Genomic DNA, 25,517 nt, shown 5'->3' with positions numbered 1-25,517 from the left:
GAAGCTAGGAAATTGGAGGGAAATGAATGCGAAAACTATCTATTTTTATGATTTTCATATTAACTACTTTTATTGTCTCCGGTTGTAGCGGGTCATCCACAACCGGCAATTCAAATGAATATAGTGAAGGGAGTGAAAAGAGCAGTCCTGAAAACATTACAATGTTAACCGGTGATACAGGAGGTACCTATTATGTGAATGGTGCCGGAGTATCTGAACTAGTAAATTCTAAATTCGGTGATCAATATAATGTCACTGTCCAAAGTACTGGTGGTTCTCTTGATAATATGATTCAAGTTTCAAATAAACAAGCAGACTTGGCATATGGACCTAGTACAGTTTTGAAAGATGCATATAACGGTGATGGTTCAATGTACACAGTTATTACAGAACCTCATGAAGACCTCAGGATAGTTTGGAATATGTATCCAATGCCTATGCATCTTATTTCTTTAGCAGATTCAGGAATTGAAACTGTAAGTGATCTGAAAGGCAAAAGAGTAGCAAGCACTCCTGGTGCCGGGGTAGCTTCCTTTACAGATCTATTTGAACGATATTTTGGTTTGAAAAAGAGTGATTTTGAGGTTGTTCCTATTGGATTTTCAGATGGTATTGATAGATTAAAAGAAGGCAGTGTTGATGTTCTAGCGTATTATGCTGGTGCTCCGACACCATCAGTTATGGAATTAATGAGTCAAGAAGAAGTGAATTTTATTTCATTCCCAGAAGATAGTATTGCTAAAATGGTCGAAGAAAATCCAGTCTATGTGCCATACACGTTTAACGGAGATGATTACGAAGGGCTTTCTGCTGATGTTCAGTCATACGCTTCATCAGTAGTTATATTCGCTCACTCAGGAACTTCCGAAGATGTGGTATATACTGTCGCAAAAACGATAAATGAAAATATTGCTGAATTAACGGAAATGCATTCTTCGGGCGAACATGCTACTTTAGAAAAATTTACTCCGATATTAAAAAACCCTTTTATCCCACTGCATCCTGGTACCGAAAAGTACCTAGAAGAAATAGGTCATAAATAGGATCCTTTTGCACAAAGTGTGTCCCGAAACTGGGAAGCTGCTAACAAATGCACAGTCTATTAACGAAGAATCCAGATAGCTTCGGGCAGTCCTAATCCAGACCATATGAAAGGAGTTGAGGATAATTGACATATATAATCCCACCAAAAGCTCGGTCATTAGCAATAAAAGTGATAAGTGTAGCATTCGTTTTGCATTTGCTATACGGTGCATTGTTTATACTAGAAATTGTTAACCAAAGAAATGTTCACTTAACTCTTGCATTGCTCCTAGTTTTTTTAATTAAACCAACCTCTGAACAGTCAACTAAAATATCAAAACCTTTTAGTGATTTGATTGATATTGCAATAATAGGTCTGGTGTTATTTCAAGGGATCTATATGGCAACGCAAGCTGCCGAATTAACTTACCGCCAAGGAATTGTTCTTACTGGGGATTATATTAGTTTTGTTTTGGTCATGCTTCTTATTTTGGAAGCAACTCGGAGATTAATGGGTGTCGCTATTCCGATCTTAATTATTTTATGTTTGTTATATATTTACTTTGGTCCTTACATGCCTGGTTTTTTACAACATGCGGGGATGTCATTTGATCGATTGACCGGCTTTTTATATACCAATCAGGTATCTGGAATTTATGGAAGTATATTAGGGATATCTGCAAGTTATATTGCTTTATTCATAGTATTTGGTTCTGTAATGGTAAAAAGTGGTGTCGGGGAACTTTTCTTTAACTTGTCAAACTCTTTATTTGGAAAATTTCGGGGTGGTCCTGCGAAAATCGCCGTTTTTGTTAGTGCCCTGTTTGGAATGGTAAACGGTGCAGCTACTGCAAATGTTGCTACAACTGGTCAATTTACAATTCCAACAATGAAAAGAATTGGTTATAAAAATAAATTTGCTGGTGCTGTTGAAGCAGTTGCATCATCTGGTGGTCAAATTATGCCGCCTATCATGGGTGTGGGGGCATTTTTAATGGCTGATATTATTGGGGTCCCGTACAGTGACATTGTCATTTCCGCAACGATTCCTGCAGTCGTATATTTTATTGCAGTGTATTTTTCAGTAGATTTTGAAGCTGCTAGATTAAATCTACAGGGGCTGCCAAAATCTGATCGAATACCTCTAAAACATGTATTAAAAACTCAAATCATCTATGTAATCCCAATTTTTGTACTGGTTTATTTATTTATTTTTGTTGGGATGTCACCAGGAAAATCCGCTTTTTGGGGAATTGTATCCGCAATCGTTGTAACTTGGTTTACGAAAGAAGATCGAATGGGTGTTAAGAAAACAGTTGAAGCATTTTCTGATGGTGCAAATACATCAATGATGGTGGTTATTCTTTGTGCATCAGCAGGGATTATTATTGGTACTTTTGGTGTTTCGGGATTAGCCTTAAAAATTACAAGTGGACTTGTAAGTCTATCGGGCGGAGAATTATGGATGTTACTAGTCTTTGCTATGATTGCTTCCATTGTTCTTGGTATGGGGATGCCGACAGGAACGGCATATATTTTGGTAGCAATTCTTGTTGCGCCAGCAATTATTCAATTGGGAGTAGAGCCATTAGCTGCCCACCTGTTCGTGTTTTACTTTGCTGTTTTTTCTGCCATAACACCACCGGTTGCCCTGGCAGCATTTGCTGCTTCGAGTATTGCAGGTGCGGGTCCTTATACCATTGCTGTAACGTCCATGAGATTGGCATTAGCAGCTTTTCTTATTCCATTTGCCTTTGTCTATGGAAATGAATTACTTCTCCTAAGAGGATCAATTCTTGAAATTGCTATCGCAGCGATTTCAGCCATTTTTGGTGCATACATTTTAGCCATAGCTGTTATAGGCTATTGGAAATCAAAGGTAAACATAGGTTTTAGAATTTTGCTGTTATTGGTATCTGTTCTTACAATAAGCACGGGGTATATGACAGATATTGCGGGTATTATCCTAGGCGGGCTACTATTGTTTTTTATGTTACTTAAACACAAGAAAACAATCATGTTTAACGTAGACTCAAACTCGAATATAAGTGAAACAGAAGCAGGTAAATAAATATCGGTATAGGGGGAATTGAAAAAAATGGAAAATCAAAACAAGTATATTTTAACTGAACGTCGGGGTCAGATCTTTATTATTACGGTTAATAGGCCTGAAGCACGTAATGCTTTTAGTTCAGAAACATCAGAACAAATGAAGGAAGCAATTGATATTTTTGAAGAAGATCCGAATTTGTTTGTTGCTATCATCACAGGAGCAGGAGGAACATTATCGGCTGGTGCGGACCTAAAAGAAGCAGCACGTGGCGCACGCAGGTCCACATCCCGTGGGGGTTTTGGTATTTTCGTGAAACCACCAAGAAAGCCAATTATAGCAGCTGTTGAGGGCTACGCGGTTGCAGGAGGCATGGAATTATGTCTGGCATGTGATATGATTGTCTCGGCAAATAATGCTCGTATGGGACTTCCGGAGGTTCGTCATAATTTAGTAGCAGTTGGCGGAGGGTTGTTTCGCCTGCCTAAAAGGATGCCGTATCACCTGGTTATGGAACTCGCACTTACAGCAGAAATGTTACCTGCAGAAGTATTCTATAAGCATGGAGTTGTTAATCGTTTAACTGAGCCTGGAAAAGCACTTGAAACTGCCATTCAGTTAGCAGAAAAAATATTAGAGAATGGTCCTACTGCACAAATCGCTACCAAGGAGATTATCAGAAGATCTTTTGAGTGGACCGAAGAAGAAGCTTGGACAGAACAAAAAATCATTGCTCAACCAGCATTAGAATCAGAAGATAGAAAAGAAGGATTAAAAGCTTTCGCTGAAAAACGAAAACCTGTTTGGATGGGAAGATAGAAGATTAGTGGGTAAAGTACTTTCTTAATATTATGAATTTTATTTATATTCAAAAGGAGGTAGGAAAATATGACAGAATGTGTTGCGACACTATCAGTATTTTCATTTCAGGGGACAAATTGGATGTGATTGAATTCCACGATGCATCTCTATTGAGGAATTATTGTATGTCGAGGCTCTAGGATTATGTGGAGAATAGCATGCAGTTGACTTCTTTTTGGCAGTGGGTGCCATGGATCATCCAACAGGTCCAACTGGACTAGGGCAAATAGTAGAAGTAACAAGACAGCTTCGTCATGAGGCAGGGGTAAGACAGTAGCCTAATGCACATGATTGGACTAGGCGGTGTATGTATTGTTCATGTCTTACAGCGCCCTTGATTTGATGCAATATGTGAAAGGATAAAATATTTATAAAGGTGGAAAAAAATTGAAAAACACAAAAGAGGGTACTGTTCCAAAATTTGGTCCTCTGCAAGGCCTTAAAGTATTAGATATTGGCACACTTGTTGCTGGTCCATTCGGTGCTTCGATATTAGCAGATTTCGGCGCTGAAGTTATAAAGGTGGAACAGCCAAAGAATGGCGATACTATCCGCCAGGCAGGTAAGAGCACAAAAAATGGAGGTTCAATGGGCTGGATTACAGCTGCCAGAAATAAGCGTTCCATTACACTCGATTTACGTCAGTCAGAAGGTCAGTCATTATTAAAACGATTAGTTAAGTGGGCAGATATTCTCATAGAAAATTTTTCTCCTAAAACACTTGAATCATGGAATCTAGGATATGATGAACTATCTGCTATCAACCCTCGCCTGATTATGGTCCGGGTGTCAGGCTATGGCCAATCCGGTCCATACTCACATAAACCGGGACTAGATCGGCTTGCGCTTGGTTTTAGCGGATTAAAGTATGTAACTGGTTATCCCGATCAACCCCCTGTTAGAGTAGGCGTTACTATTGCGGACTATTTGACGGGTACTTTCAATGCACTATCAGCATTGATGGCAGTTTACTATCGTGATGTCATTGGAACAGGCAAAGGTCAAGAAATCGATTTGGCTTTATATGAGGCACCACTTCGAATTTCTGAAGATATCGTTACCACGTATGATCAAACGGGAGAGGTACGAGGGAGATATGGGAATCGCCACCCGAGTTTTGCACCCGCAGAGATATTTGAAACAGCTGATGAACGCTGGGTGGTTATTCAGGCGAGTCTTGACAAGATTTTTGCGTCTCTGGCGAATGTAATGGGGCAGCCTAACCTTGCTCATGACCCAAGATTTTCAACCTTAAGAAAAAGATCCGAGAATGCTGATGAGATTCATAGAATTATAAGGGAATGGGTAAAAGAAAAAACAGCTGAAGAAGTGACATCACTACTTGAAAAAGCAGATGTTCCAGTGGGACCAGTAAATAATATTGCGGATATATTCAGAGATTCTCATATTGCAGCAAGGGAAAATATTACTAAAATAGAGGATCCTGATTTAGGAAAAGTAGCGACTCCTGGAATAGTACCAAAATTTTCAGAAACCCCAGGTAAAGTATGGCGCCTTGGACCAACACTTGGAGCTGACAATGATGAGATATATTTAGGTATTTTAAATTTAGAAAAAGAAGAGTATGAAAGTCTAAAAAAAAAATATATCATTTAACTTTCTCTCCTCCATCTTTAGGCAGCTAAAGGTAGAGGCGAAAACTTATTGTGCTTTTGATAAGGCCACAAAAATGACTGTTAGGGGTAAAAAATATGTTATACGAAAATTTGCCATATGAAAAAGTATGGTCAGGAAATTATGTTGTTTACGATAATTTACTGGGTGAAATTGATAACATCAAAAGTAATAGGGTATTAATCGTTACTACGAATAGCGTAACAAGCACGACATCCTATAAAAAGCTGTTAGATTCCTTTAAGGATTATCCAACGTTTATCATGAAATCAAAACAACATGTACCTGTTGAAACATTATTAAAGAATATTAACGAAATTAAAAGCTTTTCTCCAGATGTGATTATTAGTATTGGTGGGGGAAGCTCAATAGACACGGCAAAAATACTATCATTTATGTTAGTTTATAGCATCAGTACGAAAGAGGAACTAATCGAATATTCAATAAAAGGTAAGAGGACTAAATCATTGTATGAACCTTTACTTCCTCATTTTACGATACCGACAACCTTGTCCTCAGCAGAATTTTCTTGTGTTGCGGGCTTTAGTGATCAAACAACGGGTAAAAAATATGGTTTATTTAATAAGTACCTCACCCCGTCCCAAATATTTTTAGACCCAATATTTAGTGTGGAAACACCTGTTGATTTTTGGATTAGTACAGGAATTAGGGGGATTGATCATGCAGTTGAAACGTTATATTCACCCGTAAGTAGTCCAGTAACTCAAACCCTGTCGCTAGAGTCATTAAAATATTTATTCCGATATTTACCATTATCAAAAGAGAATCCAGAGTCTTTAGAATACCGTCTGAAATGTCAGTTAGGCTCCTGGTTATCACTTTTTTCCAGCATAAATATAAAGACTGGGTTATCCCATATAATTGGTCATCAACTAGGTGCAGCGTACGATATTCCACATGGATTAACATCTGCAATTATTTTACCTAATGTAATGGAATTTATGTACGTTCATACCATTGAACAGCAAGCTTCCATATATAGTGTGCTATATGAGGCTGGAATTACAAACAGCCAGAAAGTAAGTGTAAAAGAGAAAGCATTAGAGGCACCTATTTTGGTGCGAGAACTGGTTAATAAGTTGAATTTGCCTCATCGATTAAGAGACTTTAACGTAACGAAAGAAAGTTTTCCGTTCGTGGTGGAAAATATCATTTCAGAAGTTGAGATTAAATAAAACAATTTTTTGTTGTCAGTTCAACAGCTAGATAGCCATGTTTTAACGATATTAAATAAAGCTTGGTGAATTTGTTAAGAGATTAATTAAGAAAACTAAGAGGTGAAGGCATTGAATTTCGAATTAACCGTTGAACAAAAGATTCTAAAAGATAGCGTAAGAAAATTTCTAGAAAAAGAGATTGCACCAATAGTTGATGATTATGAGAAAAATCATACACCAATAACAAAGGAAATAGTAAGAAAAACGATACCTTTTGGTTTTATAGGAGGTCTTTTACCTGAAAAGTATGGAGGAGGCGGTTTAGATTATATAACTTACTTCCTAATGATTGAGGAATTATCGAGGGTTTGGCCATCACTAAGAGCTGTCGTTAGTGGAACTAATTTATTAGCAACCTACTTTTATCATTATGGTACTGATTCTCAAAAGGAAAAATATTTACCTAAAATTCTAAACGGTGATGTTACTGGTTTCTTTGCACTCACAGAGCCTAATGTTGGTTCAGATGCTTCCAACATAGAAACTACTGCTACATTAAGAGATGATAAGTGGATTATCAATGGATCAAAGATGTTTATTACTAATGGTGTTGATGGTGATTTAGGGATTGTTCTTGCCCAGACGGATAAAAGTAAAGGAATAAATGGTATTACAGCATTTATTGTAGAAAAAGAAAAAGCGGATTATCATACGAAAGCCATTGAAAAAATGGGAATGCATAGCTGTCCAACCGCAGAGCTTTACTTTGAGAATTGCGAGATTCCAAAGGGAAATGTTTTGGGGAATACTGGTGATGGTTTACGTTTAGGCCTAGATTTTCTGAATACTGCCAGAGTAATGGTTAATTTTATCTGTTCTGGAGTGGCCCAAGCAAGTTTGGATGCTGCCATTAAATACGCCCGTGAAAGGAAACAATTTGGAAAAGAAATTGGAAGTTTCCAATTAATACAAGCCAAAATTGCTGAAATGGCTACTAAACTTAAGGCCATGAAGTTAATGGGTCTTGAAGCAGCAAGTAAGCTTGAAAGGGGGGAGAATTGTAGATTAGAAGCATCTATGGCTAAAATGTTTGGTAGTGAAACAGCATTAGAAATCGTAGATACTGCCATACAGATTCATGGCGGGTATGGTTACAGCAGAGAATTTCAGGTTGAACGTCTATATAGGGATATCCGACATTTCACCTTTGCAGAAGGTACAAGTGAAATTCATAGATTACTAATTGGAAGACAGCTCATTGGAATTTCAGCATTCATCTAAGGATTATATCAAAGGAATATGAGGAATATAAAGGGGGGGAAATTATGGTTATTGTCTTTACGTTGAGAATCACTGATTTAATGAAGGAAGAATTACAAAATTCGTTTCCAAATGTCAAATTTTTATTCCGTCCTAGTACAAGTGCAGCAAAAGATATCATTCATCATGCTGATGTAATTGTATCATTAGGAGCAGTTAAAGAAGAACTAATTAGGAAAGCGAAAGGTCTTCGATGGATTCAAATTTGCAGTGTTGGAGTAGAAAAACTTCCATTAGATTTATTACGTGAAAAAAAGATTGAACTGACTAATGCAAAAGGCATTCAGACAATACCAATGGCAGAATATACAATTGGGTCGATCCTTCAATTTTCTCGTAATTCTTATCAACTATACAAAAATCAGAATAATGGAATATGGGATAGAAAAGTAGAAATTGATGAAATATTCAGGAAAACGATTGGTATTATTGGAACTGGAACAATTGGCCAAGGAATTGCTAAAATGGGTAAAGCATGCGGAATGCATGTTTTAGGTGTAAATACAACTGGTACAAAGTTACCTTATTTTGATAAAACCGTTGATAAAACAAAGATGGAAGATGTACTAGTGGAAAGTGATTATGTTGTGGTGATAACACCTAGTACTCCTGATACGGAAGGATTGATTGGAACGAAACAAATTCAAAAAATGAAGAACAATGCTGTTTTAATCAATATTGCAAGAGGGGCAGTTGTGGACGAAGATGCATTAATTTTAGCCTTACAGGAGAGAAAAATCAGAGGCGCTGTTTTAGATGTTTTTGAACAAGAACCATTGCCAGAAAATCATCCTTTTTGGGAGCTAGAAAACGTCATCATTACGCCACATATTGCAGCAAAATCTCCCATGTATACGGAACGAGTGATAGACATGTTTAAACGAAATTTACAATTGTTTATCGAACACAAACCAGAATTAATGGAAAATAGGGTTAATGTAATGAAAGGTTATTAGATATTCTACACCATTTTATTATTTGAATGAATTTCATTATTATGAGCCCTATGGGGCTCAAGGGTTTCAGTAATAAAAAAAGGAGTACTACCCAAAAATGTCGAAATGAGTAAGGGACGAAACCAACTCAAAGACAGGAGGAAGACTCCCTATGTCTATTATAAGTCTCTCTAGGAGAATTCGGAATGGAATTCCTCTTAAAAGAAAGCAAACTACATTTAAAATTCGTCATTTTGATATATAACACTTAAAAACTGGCAGTAGATAGAATTAAAAAACTAGAAACCTAACAAATAGAGTAGCTTAAATTAAAAAAACGAGAAATTTTCTTAGGGTTCCTTCAAGCAATTTTAAAGAAGCAGTTATGAAATTGATTCAACAGATTAGAGGGTTTTATTACTCAAAATAAATATACTATTGATAAACGCCTAAATCACCTTTGGGCATTATTTATATTAAATTATCTCCAACAACTCTTAAAAACTCCTTGGCAGCAGTTGACAAATGTCTTTTTTTTAACCTTATATATCCATAAGAAAGTTTGATATCTGCATTTGAAATTGGAATTGCAATAAGTTTACCAGATGTAAAAAACGGATCATTTTTTATCGTTAATCCTGAACAGAAGCCTACACCTATCCCCTCCGCCATAATTTGTTTACCCATTATAGAATTTGTAGAACTATAAAGAATATTAGGTTGCCCATATTTGCGAAGTAATTCCAAAATGCCTAGATACATCTGATAGCCTGGCTTGAATGGTACGATCGGCTCTTTAATAATTTCTTCTAAAGTAATACTGTTCTTAGCGGATAGGGGTGATTTCCGGCCAACACAGACCATTACCTTACAATCAGCTAATTCTTTATAAAATAATTCTGTATGCTCTTTAAAGTAGCCCTTATCCGTAAAAGCGACAAAGCCAAGATGATGTTTTTCTGTTGTAATATCCTCGATAATTTGAGGAGTGCCGTTTTCAAAAATTTTAATAGAAATCCCGGGGAATCTATTTTTATAGTCTACTATTGTTTTTGGAAGTAAGCTTGTACAAATACCGGGTACGCTTGAAATCGATAGAGTGCCAGTTAACTTTTCCGACTTAAGATTAGAGCTTTCTTTTAGCTCTTCCACCTTGTTGAGGATTTCTTTAGCTTTCAGGATGATCTCTTTGCCATCTTCAGTGGGCCGTGTACCAACCCGTGAACGATAAAATATTTTCTTACCTAGTTCTATCTCCAAAGCGTTTATGGCCTGACTTATGGTAGGTTGCGATACATGTAGATGTTCAGCAGCTAAAGAGATAGATCCAAATTTTTCTACTTCTATTAAAAAATAAAATTGGTCAATTTCTCATTTATGTATCTCCTTGTATTCAAGATTTTAATGATAATATAAAATATCCTTATTTTACATTATACAGGCAATATGGTTAGATATAAATATCCGAATATTAAGTACTTTCGGAAAATTAAGAAGGAATCCTAATTTGTAAGCGTTTTAGAAGATACGGCTATATGAAAATATAAGATTAAATGATTGATTTAATAACTAACAATCAGCTACTAATTTATTTATTTTTTTGAGGAGGAGAGGAGAGTTTGCTTAATTACACCATTCGTAGGATTTTGTTATCAATACCAACTATTTTTATCACGGTCTCCATTATTTTTATCATTTTAAGGGGACTTCCAGGGGATCCCGCACAGGTAATACTAGGTGAAACGGCAACTGAACAATCCCTTCAAAAGCTAAGAGAGCAGTTAGGACTAGACCTGCCAATATGGCAACAGTATGTAAACTACCTAGGTGATTTAATTAAGCTGGATTTTGGAAATTCTCTGACAACAAATATTCCGGTAACGGAACAACTTTTAACCTTTTTCCCATATACCTTAGAATTGACCTTTGCGGCAATCCTCACTTGCTCCTTGATTGGCATCCCAATTGGCATTATTACTGCACTTAAACGTAATACGATAACTGACCATGTCTTTAGAATTGTTGGACTTATCGGTATTTCTATGCCGGCATTTTTCCTGGCAATTATCATTCTCCTCACATTTGCATTAAAGATCCCTATGTTTCCTTCGATGGGTGCTGGTGAAGGATTTGTTAACGGACTTTATCATCTAGTATTACCTGCGCTGACATTGGGGTTAATTGAATCTGCTATCGTCATGAGGATGACGCGTTCTGGAATGTTAGAAGAAATCAATAACGATTATGTCAGAACCGCAAGGGCAAAGGGTCTTCCGAGGAAAAAGGTTGTGTTAAAACATATTGTCAGGAATAGCCTAATACCTGTAGTTACCGTAATTGGCTTAAATATAACCACTCTAATCAGTGGTGCCGTCATTACGGAGTCCATTTTTAGTCGTCCAGGTCTTGGAAGTTTAGCAATTGAAGCGATTATTACACGAGATTATCCAACATTACAAGGCTGTTTAATCCTATTTTGTGTACTAGTTGTGATAGTGAACTTACTAGTTGACATTAGTTATTCATATATCAACCCAAGAATTCGCTTTAGGGATTAGTGCTTTTTCGCTTAATGAAAACAAACTTTATTAACTTTAGGGCTGTTTTACTTTTAAAGCACTAGTAGAATACAAGCTTATTAAGAAGGGAGTCATTCATTAATGGAGACATCACCTCAAATAGATACGCAAATAGATTGTGCAGCTACTAAAAAGGATGATACGAATGCGTGGAAAGTTTTCAAAAGTAATAAACCAGGGATGATTGGCTTATACATTTTAGTGATTTTCACACTAATTGCCATACTTGCACCAATTATTTCACCCTATGAACCGATGGTACAGGATCCAATCAATCGTGCTGCTCCACCGTCTGCTGAGCATTGGTTAGGTACGGATACGATGGGGCGAGATATGCTTAGTCGTATTATTTATGGCTCTCAAACATCTTTATTTGTAGGGTTTGCTGCAGTTACGATCAGCGCTGTTATTGGAACAACGATTGGACTTCTAGCAGGATATATAGGTGGATGGGTTGATGAAATCCTGATGAGAATTATTGAATCGATCATGGCTTTACCTTTATTACTTCTAGGTATGATGCTCTTAGTGGCTCTTGGGTCGAACGTCAGCACTTTAATTATTGCTTTAAGCATAGGACTAATTCCTGGTATTGCAAGAATATCTAGAGGTCCAACGATGAGTTTGAAAAACAGTGAATTTGTGAAAGCAGCTATTGTTAGTGGAAGTGGGCCGATTAAAATTATTTTCAAACATATATTACCCAATATATTAGGAGCAGTCTTGGTTGTAGCATCACTCAATATGGCAGCAGCAATTCGAATAGAAGCAACTCTAAGCTTTCTAGGTTTGGGAGTACAACCCCCCACGCCAACTTGGGGAAATATCATTAAAGATGGATTAAATTTCATGACGATTAATCCATTCCTTGTTCTGTTCCCTGGTTTCGCTTTAATGATAGTGGTTATTGCCTTTAATTTGGTTGGTGATAGTTTGCGAGACTCCATTGATCCTCACTTGAAGCGCCAACGTAAATAGAAGAAGGGGGAAGGATTTGTGGAAGCATTGTTAGAGGTTAAGAATTTAAATGTAGGAACGGGTGCTTCAGAGGATGATATCAAAATATTAAACGATATCAATCTCTATGTAAATCGAAATGAAACTGTAGCTATTGTTGGAGAAAGTGGTTGCGGAAAAAGTCTGACAGCACTATCCATCATGGGATTATTGCCAATACCAGCAACAAAACTTATTTCCGGTGAAATAAAATATGAAGGAAAGGACCTTACTAAATTATCAGAAAAGGAATTAAATAGAATCCGTGGGAAAGATATTGCAATGATTTTTCAAGAACCCATGTCATCACTTAACCCAAGTTTTACGATTGGAAACCAGCTAGCCGAAGTATTTAAATGTCATACTAGATTTTCAAAAAGCGAGATAAAAAAACGATCAATAGAACTATTGACTAAAGTAAGAGTTTCTGACCCTGAAGAAAAACTATCAGCTTATCCATATCAGTTATCGGGAGGAATGAGGCAAAGGGTTATGATTGCAATGGCGCTGGCTTGTAATCCTAAAATCATACTGGCTGATGAACCTACAACCGCCCTAGATGTGACAATACAGGCTCAAATCATTGATCTCCTAAAAGAGCTTCAACAAGAATTTGGAATGACGATTTTAATGATTACACATGATTTGGGGGTAGTTGCAGAGACGTGCGACCGTATTATTGTTATGTACGCTGGTGAGGTTGTTGAGGAGGGAAGAGTTAAAGAGATATTTCATCATCCAAGACACCCATATACAAAGGGGTTATTAGATTCAATACCTATTATAGGAAAACCTTTAGAAAGGTTAAATTTAATAAAAGGGAATGTCCCAGATCTAAATAGTATGCCATCTGGATGCAGATTCCACCCTAGATGTGAACTGGCAACCAACCATTGTAAAGACAGCAAGCCTGGAATAGAGCTAACTAGTGGCGGAAGGAGTGTGCGATGTTGGCATCCACATTAGAAACATCCGATGTACTATTACAAGTTAACGGATTGAAAAAATATTATTTTATACGTGAGGGGATTTTTGGTGGAGTGACTGGCTCTATCAACGCAGTAGATGATATCTCATTTACAGTTAAAAAAGGTGAGACATTTAGTATTGTTGGTGAGTCTGGCTGCGGAAAAAGCACTACCGGAAAGTGCTTAGTAAGGATAGAAGATCCTACGTCAGGAAGTATTGTTTTGAATAATAAGAATATTACTAGTAGCCATGGTAAAGAATTATTAGATCTACGACGTAATATACAAATGATCTTTCAAGATCCATATAGTTCATTAAATCCAAAACATACAATCCGAGAAAGCATTAGCGAACCATTGGTTAATTTCCGAATTGCAAAAGGGGCAGAGCTTGAAAAAAAGCTTACTAATTTAATGGAAATTGTAGGACTAAGTCCAAAATATTTGGATAGATACCCTCATGAATTTTCGGGTGGACAGAGACAAAGAATTGGAATCGCAAGGGCTTTAGCAGTAAACCCAGAATTAATTATTTGTGATGAACCTGTTTCAGCGCTTGATGTATCAATACAATCACAAATATTAAATCTATTAAAGGATTTACAACAAGAGTTTCAATTAACCTATATTTTTATTTCTCACGATTTAAGCGTTGTTCATCATATTAGCGACCGAGTAGCTGTCATGTATTTAGGCAGGATAGTTGAAATGGGATCCAAAACGGAACTTTTTAATAATCCGAAACATCCATATACAAAGGCTTTATTATCTTCAATACCGATTGCCAATCCGGATATCGACAATAAACAAGATAGAATTATCTTAAACGGCGATGTTCCAAGTCCGAGAAATCCACCGAATGGTTGTTATTTTCATACGAGATGTCCATATAAGAAAGAGCAATGTGAAAATTCTTACCCTGATTTTACATCTATTTCTGAAACCCATAAAACGGCATGTTTCTATGTAAATGAAATATAGATTTCTATTATTCATGAGCCTAGATCGATTAGGAAAGTGGTGATACAAAGAATAATATTAAACACAAATTGCTAAAAAAACACCTATAAATTTAGGAGGGATAATCGTGTTTCGAAGCCGACTGGGAACCGTGTTAATTTGTATTTCTTTTATTGTGCTATTATTGGCTGCATGTTCACCGAATTCATCTACATCTGTAGATACAAATGAGGATCCTAACGAAAAGAGCCAGGGTGGTGAAAAAGTATTAAGTGTTGCTATCTATGGGGAACCAGATTCTCTAGACCCAGCTTGGGCTGCTACTTACCCTGACTTAGCTATCACCATGTCAATCTTTAATGGGTTGGTCCGTTTCCCACCTGGAACAGTAGATGTTAATAACATTGAACCAGATCTCGCAGAGTCTTGGGAAACAAATGATGATAGTACAGTGTGGACTTTTTATCTTAGAGAAGGGGTTCAATGGCATAAGGGATATGGAGAATTAACATCAGAGGATGTGAAATGGTCATTCGAACGAATTATGGATGAGGAAACAGGATCATCATGGAGAAATGATTTTAATAATGTAATAAGCATCGAAACTCCTGATGATTATACCGTTGTTTTTAATCTTGAAAGAGCTGATTCTGCATTTTTGTTAAAAGTCGTGAATTTCCATGGTGGCTTAATTACGAATAAGCAAGCTATAGAAGATGCAGGTGATAACTTTAAACACTCTCCGGTTGGAACTGGACCATTTGTACTCGAAAGCTATAAACCACAAGAAGGTGCTACTCTAGTAAAAAACGAGGAATATTTTAGAGGGGTCCCAAAATTAGATAAAATTAGAGTTCAAGTATTTAGAGACCAGACCGCTATTGATGTTGCGCAAGATAGAGGAGAGATTCATTTGGCTGCGGGTGTTTCCGATAAACTATGGGTAGAAAATCGGGAAAAAAGCGATAAAGTGGTCATAGATTATCGTCAGCCACCGACGTTCTACTCGATGTATATGAATACCTCTAAGCCTCCATTAGATAATATTCTCGTTAGACAGGCAATTGCGCATGCGATAGATGTTGAAACAATGGTTCAATCACAGCTTGGTGATAAATTAGGTGCAGTACCAAAAGGACCGATTATCAGTGGATACTTTGGTTCAGCAGATGTAGGTATCCATGAGTTTGATCCGGAAAAATCCAAGCAACTATTGGCTGAAGCAGGCTATGAGAACGGACTACAATTGGATCCTCAGTTTGTAAGTAATACTTCAAATTATATGGATAAGGCTGTTTTTGTTCAAGAGCAGTTAAGAGCAGTAGGAATTGAGATGCCAATCGAAGCAGTTGATAACGCAACGATGCACTCTAATATCCGTGATGACATGAATCAATTAATCTTTTATCCGTATACTCGTGTTCCGCATGTAGACGTACCTTTAACGGAATTCTTCTATGGGCCATCTATAGTTACAAAACCAACTGGTGCATTAAATTTTGCACATTATGATAAAGTAGATGATTTAATTGAAAAAGCTCGATATGCACCTGATACAAAAACAGCAATGAATTTATATCGGGAGATTCAAGAGAAAATTAAGGATGATTATGTTGTAGTACCTTTAGCAGATACGGTCTCCCCTCTAATTCGTACTAGTAATGTTGACTTGGGTCCCAATGGCTTTAAAGGATCATTAACCTATTTTTATCAAATTGATGAAAACTACGATATAAAATAAGGAGCTAATCAGCGTCATAAGGAAATCCATTATAAAAAAATAGCAATAGTACCTAGACTTAATTGATATGCACCCATTAAGGTAGACAGATTTAGAACAATCTGTTTCATCTTAATGGGTGTTTTTTAACTAGGATTCTGTTGCAATTGGTAATGAAAATGCTTAGCTATGAATAAGAAAAAACATATATACTATTTAAATCATCATTAATATATTAATCTTCGTTATATCTAATATAAAATTTGCCTATTTTACATTAGAATGTCTTTCTTTTAAAATCAAAAGTAGAAGTTATGAGTATTTTAAATTTTCTGTTAATTTATAACTAAAGGGGGTTGTTTACGTACTCTTGTTGTAAAAGGGTGATCTTCTTGTTTTCTAAAAAAAGAAAGCGTTTTCAAATGTGGGTGTATCTCTTATAAGGATGACGGAAATCGATAGGAGCCGAATGTACTATTTAACAGATCATTAAAAGTACTAATTAAAATGAACGATGCATCTCCTAGTTTTCAAGTCAAAGAGTTTAATGATTTTCCCTAGTTAATTAAGAGGAAAAGAAAGAGGAGGTTCTCAAATGTTCCGATTAAGAAAGTTTATTTTTTTATTAGTAGTATCCATTTTCTTAATGACTGCTTGTACAAGTGAAGAATCGACAAAGCCAAATACTTCAACCGATACAAATAACCTTTCAGAACAACAAGGAGGCGAAAAAGTCTTATATGTTCAAATTGGTGGTGAAGTAAAAGACTTCGATCCACATTATCTAGCGGGTCTTCCCGAATATGCCTCAGTTATTCCTTTGTTTAATGGTTTAGTACGATTACCGTCAGGAACGGTAGATGTTGATAACATCGAAGGAGATCTCGCCGAAAAGTGGGAATCCAACGAGGATGCAACGGAGTGGACATTTTATTTAAGAAAAGGTGTTCAATGGCATAAAGGCTATGGCGAACTTACCTCAGAGGATGTCAAGCTGTCATTTGAAAGAGTTATGGATGAAAGCAACGGTATCTCAGCGGCATTGAATTTCAAACATGTTGAAAGTATAGATACACCAGATGAATATACAGTGACATTCAATTTGATGGAACCAGATCCGAACTTTCTGACACGTGTGGTTAACTTTTCTGGTGGTCATATTGTAAATATGAAAGCAGTTGAAGCTGGTGAACCCTACATTGGTACTGGACCTTTTATGTTTGAACAATATAAAACTCAGGATCAGGGAGTACTTGTTAAAAACAAGGATTACTTCAGAGGAGAACCAAAAATCGATAAGATGATTTTGAAAATTATGACTGATCCGACGGCAATCGATATTGCACTTGAAAAAGGGGATATTCATATTGCTTTTGGTTCAGGCGATCCGTTGTGGGTCGAAAGTACGATGGCAAAAGAAAATCTAAAAATCGATATTGGTGACAAGTTTGCTATTGGAGCATTTTTCTTTAATACAAAGAAAGCGCCATTTGACGATATCCGTGTAAGGCAAGCGGTCGCCCATGCCATCGATGTGGATGCGTATGTAAAAACCTTTGCAGCAGAAGGGGTTGCTGCAGTCCCGAAAGGACCTGTACCTGAAAGTGTTTCAGGTTCTGTGGACGTTGGTGCCTATGAGTATAACCCTGAAAAAGCCAAGCAATTGCTAAAAGAGGCCGGTTATGAAGATGGATTAAAATTACCTACACAATTTGTATCTACTGGTGCACATATTTTAAGACCTATGACCTATGTTCAAGACCAACTTAAACAGGTAGGTATTGATTTACCTCTAGAAAAGGTAGAACATACGACTTTCCATGACAATAATAGAAAAGCCATGCACAGCTTTTCATATGTAGCATTTAATCGCCCTCCACATATCTCATGGTGGATGCGAGATGTCTATTATGGTCCTTCCTCTGTAGGAACAACGACAGGAAATGCGAATTATTCCTTATATAGCGGGAGTGATGATAAAATTACACAAGCACTTGTTGAAACCGATGAGGAAAAAGCAAATGCCCTTTATGCAGAAATTCAGCAAGAAATAAAGGACTATTATGCTATCGTTCCATTTATCGATACTGCTACAGTAATGGTAAGAAATAAAAGAGTTAAACTTGGATACAACAATGACAGCTACAATGGCGCACTTGGATATTATTATGAGATTACTGAAAATACAGATTTAGAGTAAGCGTGTCGGGTAAAAAGCTAAAAGAACGATCCCTCATTCTTCTAGCTTTTCTTAATTTTCGATGGGTTGTTGACTTTATAGTGGACGGGGTCTTCTATAATCATCTCTTCGTCTTCAATATCTTTCCCTTTTGGCAGCTTCTTTTTAACAATTTTTCCATCAAACTCAAGTTTGTCTCCAGGGCTGAGTTCAAACTTTTTCAATGTCTTAGAATGGCTGCACCAAGCGAGTCCCACTTCGAGTGGGTTCTCACCTTCAATGATGACATTTTCAAGGACGACGACCTCGTCATTTTCTTCATTAAAATTATTCCATGTTAAAGCGAACTGCTTCACACTTCCTGTGAAATGAACCTTGTCGGCAGGGAGATCCAGCTTTGCTGGCTTGTCTTTCTTTTCTGCTTTCTTCGGTTCAGTTTTTTTAGCAGCAGGCTTTGAAGCTTTTGGCTTTGCGGATGCTTTCTCCTCCACTGCTGCCTGGGGTTCGCCACCAGATGCTGATGCAAGGACTTTCCCAAAGCTTGGTGATTGCATTTCCTTTAAGTATGCAGGGTGGATGCAGCTTAGGTTCCCGTCTTGAAATTCAATGACGACCGTATAATGATCATCGCTTTGTCCATATACTTGATAGCCTTTAATCGTGACTAGGCGCTGATGAGTTGCTTCCTTATACCAAAATTCTTTCTTTACTTCTTTTGTGGTGGAGAGCCCCCATTCACGTACTTTTTCTTCATAATCAGAATCATCTTGAAAGGTTTCAAATTCACCTTGCGGGGGAAAATAATTTGTTGAATTTGTATCTTCAATATGCGGCAGTGTGACTGACATTTTTACACATCCTTATAGTTAAAATGGATAGTATTTCTTTATTAGAGTGTTTAGAAAGTGAAATGTGAATATATTAGTATTATTATTTTAATATGAAGGTTATATGGAACTCAATGAAATCACACAAAAAAGGGGCAATTAAATGAATACTTACAAATCGAGAGACGAAGTGCCTTTAGATGAAAAGTGGAACTTGGCTGATCTTTACCATGATATAAACCAATGGGAAGAAGATTTACAAAAGGTTGAAGGGATGGCAATCAAGTTAAAAGAATTCGATGGTCAAATCCATGACGGGAAAAGTCTTTATCAATATTTGAAGCAGAGTGAAGAGCTGTCCTACACCTTCAATAAAGCTTACGCGTTTGCAATGTTAACAGTTGATCAGGACACGAGAGTGACGGAATCACAATCACTATTAGACCGAGCCAAACAGCTTAGTGTAAAAATTAGCGCTGCGACTTCCTTTTTTATGCCATTTTTATTAAGTTTGGATGAAGAGACCCTGAAAAACTACATTTCTGAAGAAAAGGGCTTGGAATATTTTGAAGAGGATTTATTGGATTCCTTCCGCTATAAGGCACATGTGCTTAGCAAAGAGCAGGAAGAGTTACTTTCTCAGCTTGGTGAGGCCTTGTCTGTCCCAAGTCATACATATGGGATGATGAACAATGCTGATATTAAATTTGGACTCGTAACAACAGATTCTGGAGAAAAAGTCGAGCTCACACGTGGGATGTATGCCAAATTAATTGAAGATGAAGACCGCGAGAAACGGAAGGAAGCTTATAAGGCTTACTATCAACCTTATGTACAATTGAAAAATTCGATTGCCTCAACGCTCGCTGGTGCAGTTAAAAATAATGTTACGATGGCCAGATTGCGTCATTATCCATCTGCACTGGAAAAAGGCTTGTTTGGAGATAATGTCCCGAGGGATGTTTATGAAAATTTGATTCTGACGACAAAGAAAAACATTGGCCCGATGCATCGGTACACAAGCCTTCGTAAGAAAAAGTTAAAGCTTGACGAACTTCGTCAATATGACTTGAGTGTTCCGCTCGTAAGCGGTGTAAAAGAGGAAATTCCATATGAAGAAGCGTATGAGACGATGTTAAAAGCGCTGGCACCATTAGGCGGAGACTATATCGATGCTTTAAAAATGTTTAAGAAATCACGTTTTATTGATGTACGTGAAACACCCGGGAAGCGTTCAGGCGCTTATAATTTAGGAGTATACGGTGTACATCCTTATATTTTATTGAACCATCAGGATAATTTGGACAGTTTGTTTACATTGGTCCATGAATGCGGTCATGGAGTTCACAGCTTGTTAAGTTCAAAGCATCAGCCACAAATCACGGCCCGCTACAGTATATTTGTGGCAGAGGTGGCCTCCACCGTAAATGAAGTGCTGCTTATTAATTACTTACTAAAGCATCAAACAGACAGCAATCTTCGCACACATTTGCTTAATCATTTTATTGATCAATATAAAGGTACTTTCTTTACGCAAGTGATGTTTGCGGAGTTTGAGAAGAAGACACATGAGCTTGCAGAGCAAGGCAAACCTTTGAATGTTGAAGTTTTCAGCGGCATTTATGAAGATTTATTCAGAGAATACAATGGCGACGAAATTGTGTTTGATGATGAGGTAAAATACGGCTGGACGCGGATTCCACATTTTTATCGTCCTTTTTACGTTTACAAATATGCGACGGGATATGCATCGGCGATTCATCTAGCGACTAGAATCTTTGAAGGAGACCAAGATACACTGGCAACATATTTAGAATTTTTAAAGAGTGGCAGCTCTGATTATCCATTGGAGTTATTGAAAAAGACAGGGGTAGACTTAACAACGCCAGAACCAATTGAAAATGCTTTGAAACAGTTCAACAAACTGGTTGAGGAGTTTGAGCAAATTTAACATTAAAGGGGGCTGCCGAATTTGGTTGCCCCCGCTAATTATTATGATTGTTCTGCTGCTTTTTTTAACGCCTCGAAATTTGCGTTCTCTGCTCATCACTTAGCGGATTTCCTTGCGTAACACATTTGCCAGCTTAAAAATGAATAATGAATAAAGTCAGGACGTTGTGAAACATGCCTGTGAAACAAGATTTTCCGGGGCGTCCCTGTGACCATTGAAAGTTTTTTGAAATATGGTAAAGTTAAGATAATGAATTATTAATTTCATATAATTTTTACCACTAGGGGTGCCTTTACAGGTAGTAAATGGCTATTACTTGAAAAAGGCTGAGATTAAAGTATGACTTTGGGACCCTAAGAACCTGATCTGGTTTGTACCAGCGGAGGGAAGTGGAGGCCTTCACTAAACACTTAGGGGATCTAAGACCAACCACTTTCTAACTACAAAAAGAAAGTGGTTTTTTATTTTTCAAAAAGGGGGTGATGAAGTTGAGAAAGCATGAACTACATATTATTTCGACTGGAACACAAACCATTGAGACATTTGCGGAAATTGCAGTAAGTATTCAAGAGTATGTAGATTATTTTCATCTTAGGGAGAAGCAAATGAGTGCGCTTCAACTCTATCAAGCTGTCAATCTCTTGAAAACAAAAGGCATCCCGCTTTCGAAAATTATTATTAATGATCGAGTCGATGTCGCCTGGGCGGCAAACACATATGGTGTTCAGCTCCCGCATCATAGTTTAGATGGGGCAGTCGTGAAGAAAGCGTTTCCCGGGCTTCGTGTAGGGTGTTCTGTTCACTCCTATCATGAAGCGAAAGAGGCAGAACAGAAGAGAGCCAATTTCGCAATGTATGGGCATATTTTTCAAACAAACTCCAAACCTGGTACCGGCCCCAGAGGACTTGGAGAGTTGAAAGAAATCACAAGGGATATAGAGCTGCCGATTATTGCAATTGGCGGGATTAAACCTTCTAACTGTGCTGAGGTCTTGCGTGCAGGAGCAAAAGGGATAGCGGTAATGTCGGGTATTCTTTTAGCAGATGATCCCTTAAAAGAAGTGAAAGCCTATTCTGGGGTTTTAGAGAGGGGGAAATAAAGTGAATCATAAATACGATGCAATCATTGTCGGCGGCGGTGTCATGGGTGGATCTATTGCCTATTATCTAGCGAAAAGAGGAAGAAAGGTGCTCCTCTTGGAAAAGGACCAGCTTGCTAGTAAATCGTCTGGAGCAGCTGCTGGGATGCTAGGGGCCCAAGCGGAGCTTGAAGGTGACAGTCCACTCTTTCCGTTAGCCAAGCGAAGTAGAGAAATGTTTCCGCACCTATCTAAAGAACTAAAAGAAGTAAGCGGAGTCGATATTGAATTTATCAACAAAGGGATGTTCAAGGTAGCTCTTTCAAATGAGGAAAAGTCTGCACTTAAGAACATCATGGACATTCAACGAAATGCTGGAGAAGAAGCGGAGTGGGTTTCGACAGAAGAATTACTAAAAGTGGAACCGTTCTTGTCGAAAGAAATTAAAGGTGGAATGTATATCAGGAAAGATGGTCAAGTTTCTGCTCCACAGCTTTCAAAGGCTTTTTTCCAATCTGCAGCCGTGTTAGGTGCAGAGATAAAGGAATTTACCGCTGTCCACTCTTTTATTTTTGAAAAGAAAAAGGCAATTGGCGTTGAAACAGATGACGGTAATTTTTATGGCGAAAATATTATTGCGGCAAATGGTGCTTGGAGCCGACATTTGCTGCAGAAGTCAGGTCTTGAGCTTGTGGTCTATCCAGTTAAAGGAGAATGCTTTTTTGTAAAGACAGATAAGCCGCTTCTTGAAAAAACCATTTTCTCACATGGGTGTTATCTCGTGCCCAAGTCTGGGGGGCGCATTTTGGTAGGTGCGACGGTAAAGACACATACTTTTGATCGTAAAGTAAGTCTAGATGGAATCGCCACTTTAATGGAAAAGGCCAAGGAGCTTCTTCCAGTCATAGCTGAGGCACAGTGGGAAAAAGCATGGGCTGGTACTAGACCACAAACGGGTGACGGCCTTCCTTATATTGGTGAACACCCCGAATATCATGGACTTTTCATTGCAACAGGTCATTTCCGAAATGGAATTTTGCTGTCACCGATTACTGGAGAGTTAACAGCAGATTTAGTAGAAAGAAAGATCGTTCCTGAGTTAGATAGATTTAATTTGAATCGTTCACTACAACCAATCGTTTCATAGAAAGGGTGGAAAAGTTGCAGCTGATTATTAATGGGGAAAAGGTAGAACTTCCTGAAAACGTAGGAAATGTCTCGGAGCTAATACAATATTTTGGTCTAGATCAAAAGGTAGTCATGATTGAGTTAAATCAAGAAATTCTAGAAAAAAGCAAGCATTCAGAAACGATTCTATCTAATGGCGATAGAGTGGAAATGGTTCATTTTGTGGGAGGCGGATGAAATGTTAAAAATAGGTCCTTATTCATTTAAATCAAGATTATTGCTTGGTACTGGAAAGTATCCAAACTTTGATGTACAAAAGGAAGCAGTCGATGTTTCAGAAACAGAAATATTAACGTTCGCAGTTCGAAGAATGAACATTTACGAACCGAATCAACCGAATTTTTTGGAGAAACTCAATGTTGAAAAATATAAATTGCTGCCGAACACAGCTGGTGCCAGCACAGCTAAAGAAGCTGTCCGGATCGCTAAACTTGCAAAAGCCTCTGGCCTGTGTGACATGATTAAAGTAGAAGTGATTGGCTGCCAAAAAACATTGCTTCCAGATCCAATCGAAACGCTTAAAGCTTCGGAGGAATTGGTAAAAGAAGGCTTTATCGTCTTGCCGTATACGTCCGATGATGTTTTACTGGCCAAACGTCTAGAAGAAATAGGATGTCATGCGATTATGCCGGGAGCTTCACCGATCGGATCGGGTCAAGGAATTGTAAATCCTCTTAATCTACGTTTTATCATCGAGCAATCACATGTACCTGTGATTGTCGATGCAGGAATTGGCACACCTTCAGACGCAGCGATTGCGATGGAATTAGGTGCAGACGGAGTTCTTTTAAATACAGCTGTTTCAGGAGCAAAAGACCCAGTGAAAATGGCAAAAGCTATGAAACTGGCCATTGAAGCAGGCCGACTGGGGTATGAAGCAGGCCGTATTCCGAAAAAAGCATATGCAACAGCAAGCAGTCCAATGGAAGGGTTGAGTATTGGGTGACAGAACGCTATTCGCGTCAAGAATTATTTGCTCCAATTGGAGTCGGCGGACAAGCAAAGCTACGCCGGAAACACGTTTTGATTGTTGGTGCAGGTGCACTTGGAACCGGTAATGCAGAGGCGCTTGTTCGAGCAGGGATTGGCAAATTAACGATGGTCGATAGAGATTATGTGGAATGGAGCAACCTGCAAAGGCAGAATCTTTATTGTGAAGAAGATGCGGTGGGACGGCTGCCGAAAGCTGTTGCTGCTGAAAAACGCTTACAAGCGATTAATACAGATGTGAAGGTTGAAGTGCATGTAGCAGATGTAGGACCTGCGGAACTGAAAGAGCTCGTTGCTGGGGTCGATGTGATCATAGATGCAACGGATAATTTTGATATCAGAATGATGATTAATGACATATCACAGAAATACAGAATTCCTTGGATTTACGGTGCTTGTGTGGGAAGTTATGGAATTAGTTATACCATTATCCCTAGAGACACACCATGCCTAAGCTGTCTTTTGGAATCGGTTCCCCTTGGCGGGTTGACTTGCGATACTGCTGGTATTATTAGCCCTGCAGTGCAAACTGTTGTTGCTCATCAAGTAACGGAAGCTTTAAAGATTCTAGTTGAAGATTATCAGTCTTTGAGAAATAAGCTTGTTTCTTTTGATTTGTGGAAAAACCAGCACACTTCAATAAATGTTGAAAAAGTGAAAAAGGAAAGCTGCTTATCGTGTGGTACAGAAAGAACTTACCCGTACCTTGATTACCGCAACACAACAAAGACTGCTGTACTCTGTGGAAGGGATACCGTCCAAATTCGTCCACCAGATAAAATTGAAAGAGACCTAGAGCAGTTGGAACATCTTTTACAACAACAAGGGGATGACCTCCAACGAAATCCTTATTTGCTATCGTTTACAAAGGGGGACCACCGTTTAGTCATCTTCAAAGATGGCCGTGTCCTTGTTCATGGCACAAAAGACATCGCGGAAGCGAAAACATTGTATCATCGTTATTTAGGATAAAAAATGTGAGGCAGGCTATGTACCTGTCTCTTTCTTATGGGATTTGTGAAACAATCCTGTGAAACAAGATTTTCCGGGGCGTCCCTGCGACTAAACAGGAATTGGA

The 25,517-nt window shown here is 37.9% G+C and carries 21 protein-coding genes and 1 riboswitch; of the genes, 19 read left to right on the top strand and 2 right to left on the bottom strand.

The window, feature by feature from the left end:
- Nucleotides 1-26 precede the first annotated feature (26 nt).
- From CZ487_RS15460 to CZ487_RS15430, 7 genes are all read left to right on the top strand, one after another.
- Nucleotides 27-1,043 carry a TAXI family TRAP transporter solute-binding subunit gene (locus tag CZ487_RS15460; RefSeq protein ID WP_077213186.1) on the top strand — a complete coding sequence of 339 codons (1,017 nt, stop codon included), beginning with the start codon at nt 27-29 and terminating at the stop codon, nt 1,041-1,043.
- Nucleotides 1,044-1,168: 125 nt separating this feature from the next.
- On the top strand, nt 1,169-3,094 hold the full coding sequence (locus CZ487_RS15455) for a TRAP transporter permease (RefSeq protein WP_077213185.1): 1,926 nt from the start codon (nt 1,169-1,171) through the stop codon (nt 3,092-3,094).
- A gap of 27 nt (nt 3,095-3,121) precedes the next feature.
- Nucleotides 3,122-3,892: a crotonase/enoyl-CoA hydratase family protein gene (locus CZ487_RS15450; RefSeq protein ID WP_077213184.1), complete on the top strand. Its 771-nt coding sequence runs from the start codon at nt 3,122-3,124 to the stop codon at nt 3,890-3,892.
- A gap of 429 nt (nt 3,893-4,321) precedes the next feature.
- The gene (locus CZ487_RS15445; protein ID WP_077213183.1) at nt 4,322-5,551 is read left to right on the top strand and encodes a CaiB/BaiF CoA transferase family protein; all 1,230 of its coding nucleotides are present in this window, start codon (nt 4,322-4,324) and stop codon (nt 5,549-5,551) included.
- A 95-nt stretch (nt 5,552-5,646) separates the two neighbouring features.
- Nucleotides 5,647-6,765, top strand: coding sequence for an iron-containing alcohol dehydrogenase (locus tag CZ487_RS15440; protein WP_077213182.1), 1,119 nt, complete (start codon nt 5,647-5,649; stop codon nt 6,763-6,765).
- Between the two features lie 111 nt (nt 6,766-6,876).
- On the top strand, nt 6,877-8,028 hold the full coding sequence (locus CZ487_RS15435) for an acyl-CoA dehydrogenase family protein (RefSeq protein ID WP_077213181.1): 1,152 nt from the start codon (nt 6,877-6,879) through the stop codon (nt 8,026-8,028).
- Between the two features lie 44 nt (nt 8,029-8,072).
- The gene (locus tag CZ487_RS15430) at nt 8,073-9,023 is read left to right on the top strand and encodes a D-2-hydroxyacid dehydrogenase (protein WP_077213180.1); all 951 of its coding nucleotides are present in this window, start codon (nt 8,073-8,075) and stop codon (nt 9,021-9,023) included.
- 450 nt (nt 9,024-9,473) lie between these two features.
- Here the strand turns inward: CZ487_RS15430 and CZ487_RS15425 are convergent, their stop codons facing one another.
- Nucleotides 9,474-10,370, bottom strand: a complete 897-nt coding sequence (locus tag CZ487_RS15425; protein WP_272914225.1) for a LysR family transcriptional regulator — start codon at nt 10,368-10,370, stop codon at nt 9,474-9,476.
- Nucleotides 10,371-10,621: 251 nt separating this feature from the next.
- Here CZ487_RS15425 and CZ487_RS15420 point away from each other — a divergent pair, with 251 nt between their 5' ends.
- The 6 genes from CZ487_RS15420 to CZ487_RS15395 all read left to right on the top strand — a co-directional run bounded on the left by CZ487_RS15420 (nt 10,622) and on the right by CZ487_RS15395 (nt 18,425).
- The gene (locus CZ487_RS15420) at nt 10,622-11,560 is read left to right on the top strand and encodes an ABC transporter permease (RefSeq protein ID WP_077213178.1); all 939 of its coding nucleotides are present in this window, start codon (nt 10,622-10,624) and stop codon (nt 11,558-11,560) included.
- A 102-nt stretch (nt 11,561-11,662) separates the two neighbouring features.
- Nucleotides 11,663-12,559 carry an ABC transporter permease gene (locus CZ487_RS15415; protein ID WP_084783294.1) on the top strand — a complete coding sequence of 299 codons (897 nt, stop codon included), beginning with the start codon at nt 11,663-11,665 and terminating at the stop codon, nt 12,557-12,559.
- Nucleotides 12,560-12,577: 18 nt separating this feature from the next.
- Nucleotides 12,578-13,543 (top strand): ABC transporter ATP-binding protein, encoded by a 966-nt coding sequence (locus CZ487_RS15410; RefSeq protein WP_077213177.1) that lies wholly within the window; start codon nt 12,578-12,580, stop codon nt 13,541-13,543.
- Nucleotides 13,525-14,526, top strand: a complete 1,002-nt coding sequence (locus CZ487_RS15405) for an ABC transporter ATP-binding protein (protein ID WP_077213176.1) — start codon at nt 13,525-13,527, stop codon at nt 14,524-14,526. The genes CZ487_RS15410 and CZ487_RS15405 overlap by 19 nt, the downstream gene beginning before the upstream one ends.
- Nucleotides 14,527-14,632: 106 nt before the next feature.
- Nucleotides 14,633-16,246 (top strand): ABC transporter substrate-binding protein, encoded by a 1,614-nt coding sequence (locus CZ487_RS15400; protein ID WP_077213175.1) that lies wholly within the window; start codon nt 14,633-14,635, stop codon nt 16,244-16,246.
- Nucleotides 16,247-16,820: 574 nt separating this feature from the next.
- Nucleotides 16,821-18,425, top strand: a complete 1,605-nt coding sequence (locus CZ487_RS15395; protein WP_077213174.1) for an ABC transporter substrate-binding protein — start codon at nt 16,821-16,823, stop codon at nt 18,423-18,425.
- 41 nt (nt 18,426-18,466) lie between these two features.
- Here the strand turns inward: CZ487_RS15395 and CZ487_RS15390 are convergent, their stop codons facing one another.
- Complete coding sequence (locus CZ487_RS15390; protein WP_077213173.1) at nt 18,467-19,252, bottom strand: hypothetical protein; 786 nt, start codon at nt 19,250-19,252, stop codon at nt 18,467-18,469.
- A gap of 142 nt (nt 19,253-19,394) precedes the next feature.
- On the opposite strand from CZ487_RS15390, the gene pepF reads away from it, so the two are divergent.
- The 6 genes from pepF to CZ487_RS15360 all read left to right on the top strand — a co-directional run bounded on the left by pepF (nt 19,395) and on the right by CZ487_RS15360 (nt 25,411).
- On the top strand, nt 19,395-21,182 hold the full coding sequence (gene pepF, locus CZ487_RS15385) for an oligoendopeptidase F (protein ID WP_077213172.1): 1,788 nt from the start codon (nt 19,395-19,397) through the stop codon (nt 21,180-21,182).
- Between the two features lie 272 nt (nt 21,183-21,454).
- Nucleotides 21,455-21,587, top strand: a riboswitch (TPP riboswitch).
- 77 nt (nt 21,588-21,664) lie between these two features.
- Nucleotides 21,665-22,282, top strand: a complete 618-nt coding sequence (gene tenI / locus CZ487_RS15380; protein WP_337189743.1) for a thiazole tautomerase TenI — start codon at nt 21,665-21,667, stop codon at nt 22,280-22,282.
- A gap of 22 nt (nt 22,283-22,304) precedes the next feature.
- On the top strand, nt 22,305-23,408 hold the full coding sequence (gene thiO, locus CZ487_RS15375; RefSeq protein ID WP_419865756.1) for a glycine oxidase ThiO: 1,104 nt from the start codon (nt 22,305-22,307) through the stop codon (nt 23,406-23,408).
- A 14-nt stretch (nt 23,409-23,422) separates the two neighbouring features.
- A complete protein-coding gene (gene thiS / locus CZ487_RS15370) occupies nt 23,423-23,626 on the top strand; it encodes a sulfur carrier protein ThiS (protein ID WP_077213169.1) in 204 nt (67 codons plus the stop codon).
- 1 nt (nt 23,627) lies between these two features.
- Entirely contained in the window at nt 23,628-24,395 is a 768-nt protein-coding gene (locus CZ487_RS15365; RefSeq protein ID WP_077213168.1) for a thiazole synthase, read from the top strand.
- Nucleotides 24,392-25,411, top strand: coding sequence for a thiazole biosynthesis adenylyltransferase ThiF (locus CZ487_RS15360; protein WP_077213167.1), 1,020 nt, complete (start codon nt 24,392-24,394; stop codon nt 25,409-25,411). Before CZ487_RS15365 ends, CZ487_RS15360 begins: the two co-directional genes overlap by 4 nt.
- Nucleotides 25,412-25,517 lie beyond the last annotated feature (106 nt).

The sequence above is a fragment of the Robertmurraya dakarensis genome, assembly GCF_900156875.1.
GTDB lineage: Bacteria > Bacillota > Bacilli > Bacillales > Cytobacillaceae > Robertmurraya > Robertmurraya dakarensis.
The sequence above is the reverse complement of the archived record's forward strand: the minus strand, read 5'-3'. Positions and strand labels throughout refer to the sequence as shown.

What these genes read in the sequence shown, in the direction of transcription:
- CZ487_RS15430 (WP_077213180.1), top strand. Translation starts at nt 8,073, where the DNA reads ATGGTTATTGTCTTTACGTTGAGAATCACTGATTTAATGAAGGAAGAA.
- tenI (WP_337189743.1), top strand. Translation starts at nt 21,665, where the DNA reads ATGAAGTTGAGAAAGCATGAACTACATATTATTTCGACTGGAACACAA.
- CZ487_RS15415 (WP_084783294.1), top strand. Translation starts at nt 11,663, where the DNA reads ATGGAGACATCACCTCAAATAGATACGCAAATAGATTGTGCAGCTACT.
- CZ487_RS15460 (WP_077213186.1), top strand. Translation starts at nt 27, where the DNA reads ATGCGAAAACTATCTATTTTTATGATTTTCATATTAACTACTTTTATT.
- CZ487_RS15395 (WP_077213174.1), top strand. Translation starts at nt 16,821, where the DNA reads ATGTTCCGATTAAGAAAGTTTATTTTTTTATTAGTAGTATCCATTTTC.
- CZ487_RS15390 (WP_077213173.1), bottom strand. Translation starts at nt 19,252, where the DNA reads ATGTCAGTCACACTGCCGCATATTGAAGATACAAATTCAACAAATTAT.
- CZ487_RS15365 (WP_077213168.1), top strand. Translation starts at nt 23,628, where the DNA reads ATGTTAAAAATAGGTCCTTATTCATTTAAATCAAGATTATTGCTTGGT.
- CZ487_RS15405 (WP_077213176.1), top strand. Translation starts at nt 13,525, where the DNA reads ATGTTGGCATCCACATTAGAAACATCCGATGTACTATTACAAGTTAAC.
- CZ487_RS15440 (WP_077213182.1), top strand. Translation starts at nt 5,647, where the DNA reads ATGTTATACGAAAATTTGCCATATGAAAAAGTATGGTCAGGAAATTAT.
- pepF (WP_077213172.1), top strand. Translation starts at nt 19,395, where the DNA reads ATGAATACTTACAAATCGAGAGACGAAGTGCCTTTAGATGAAAAGTGG.
- CZ487_RS15450 (WP_077213184.1), top strand. Translation starts at nt 3,122, where the DNA reads ATGGAAAATCAAAACAAGTATATTTTAACTGAACGTCGGGGTCAGATC.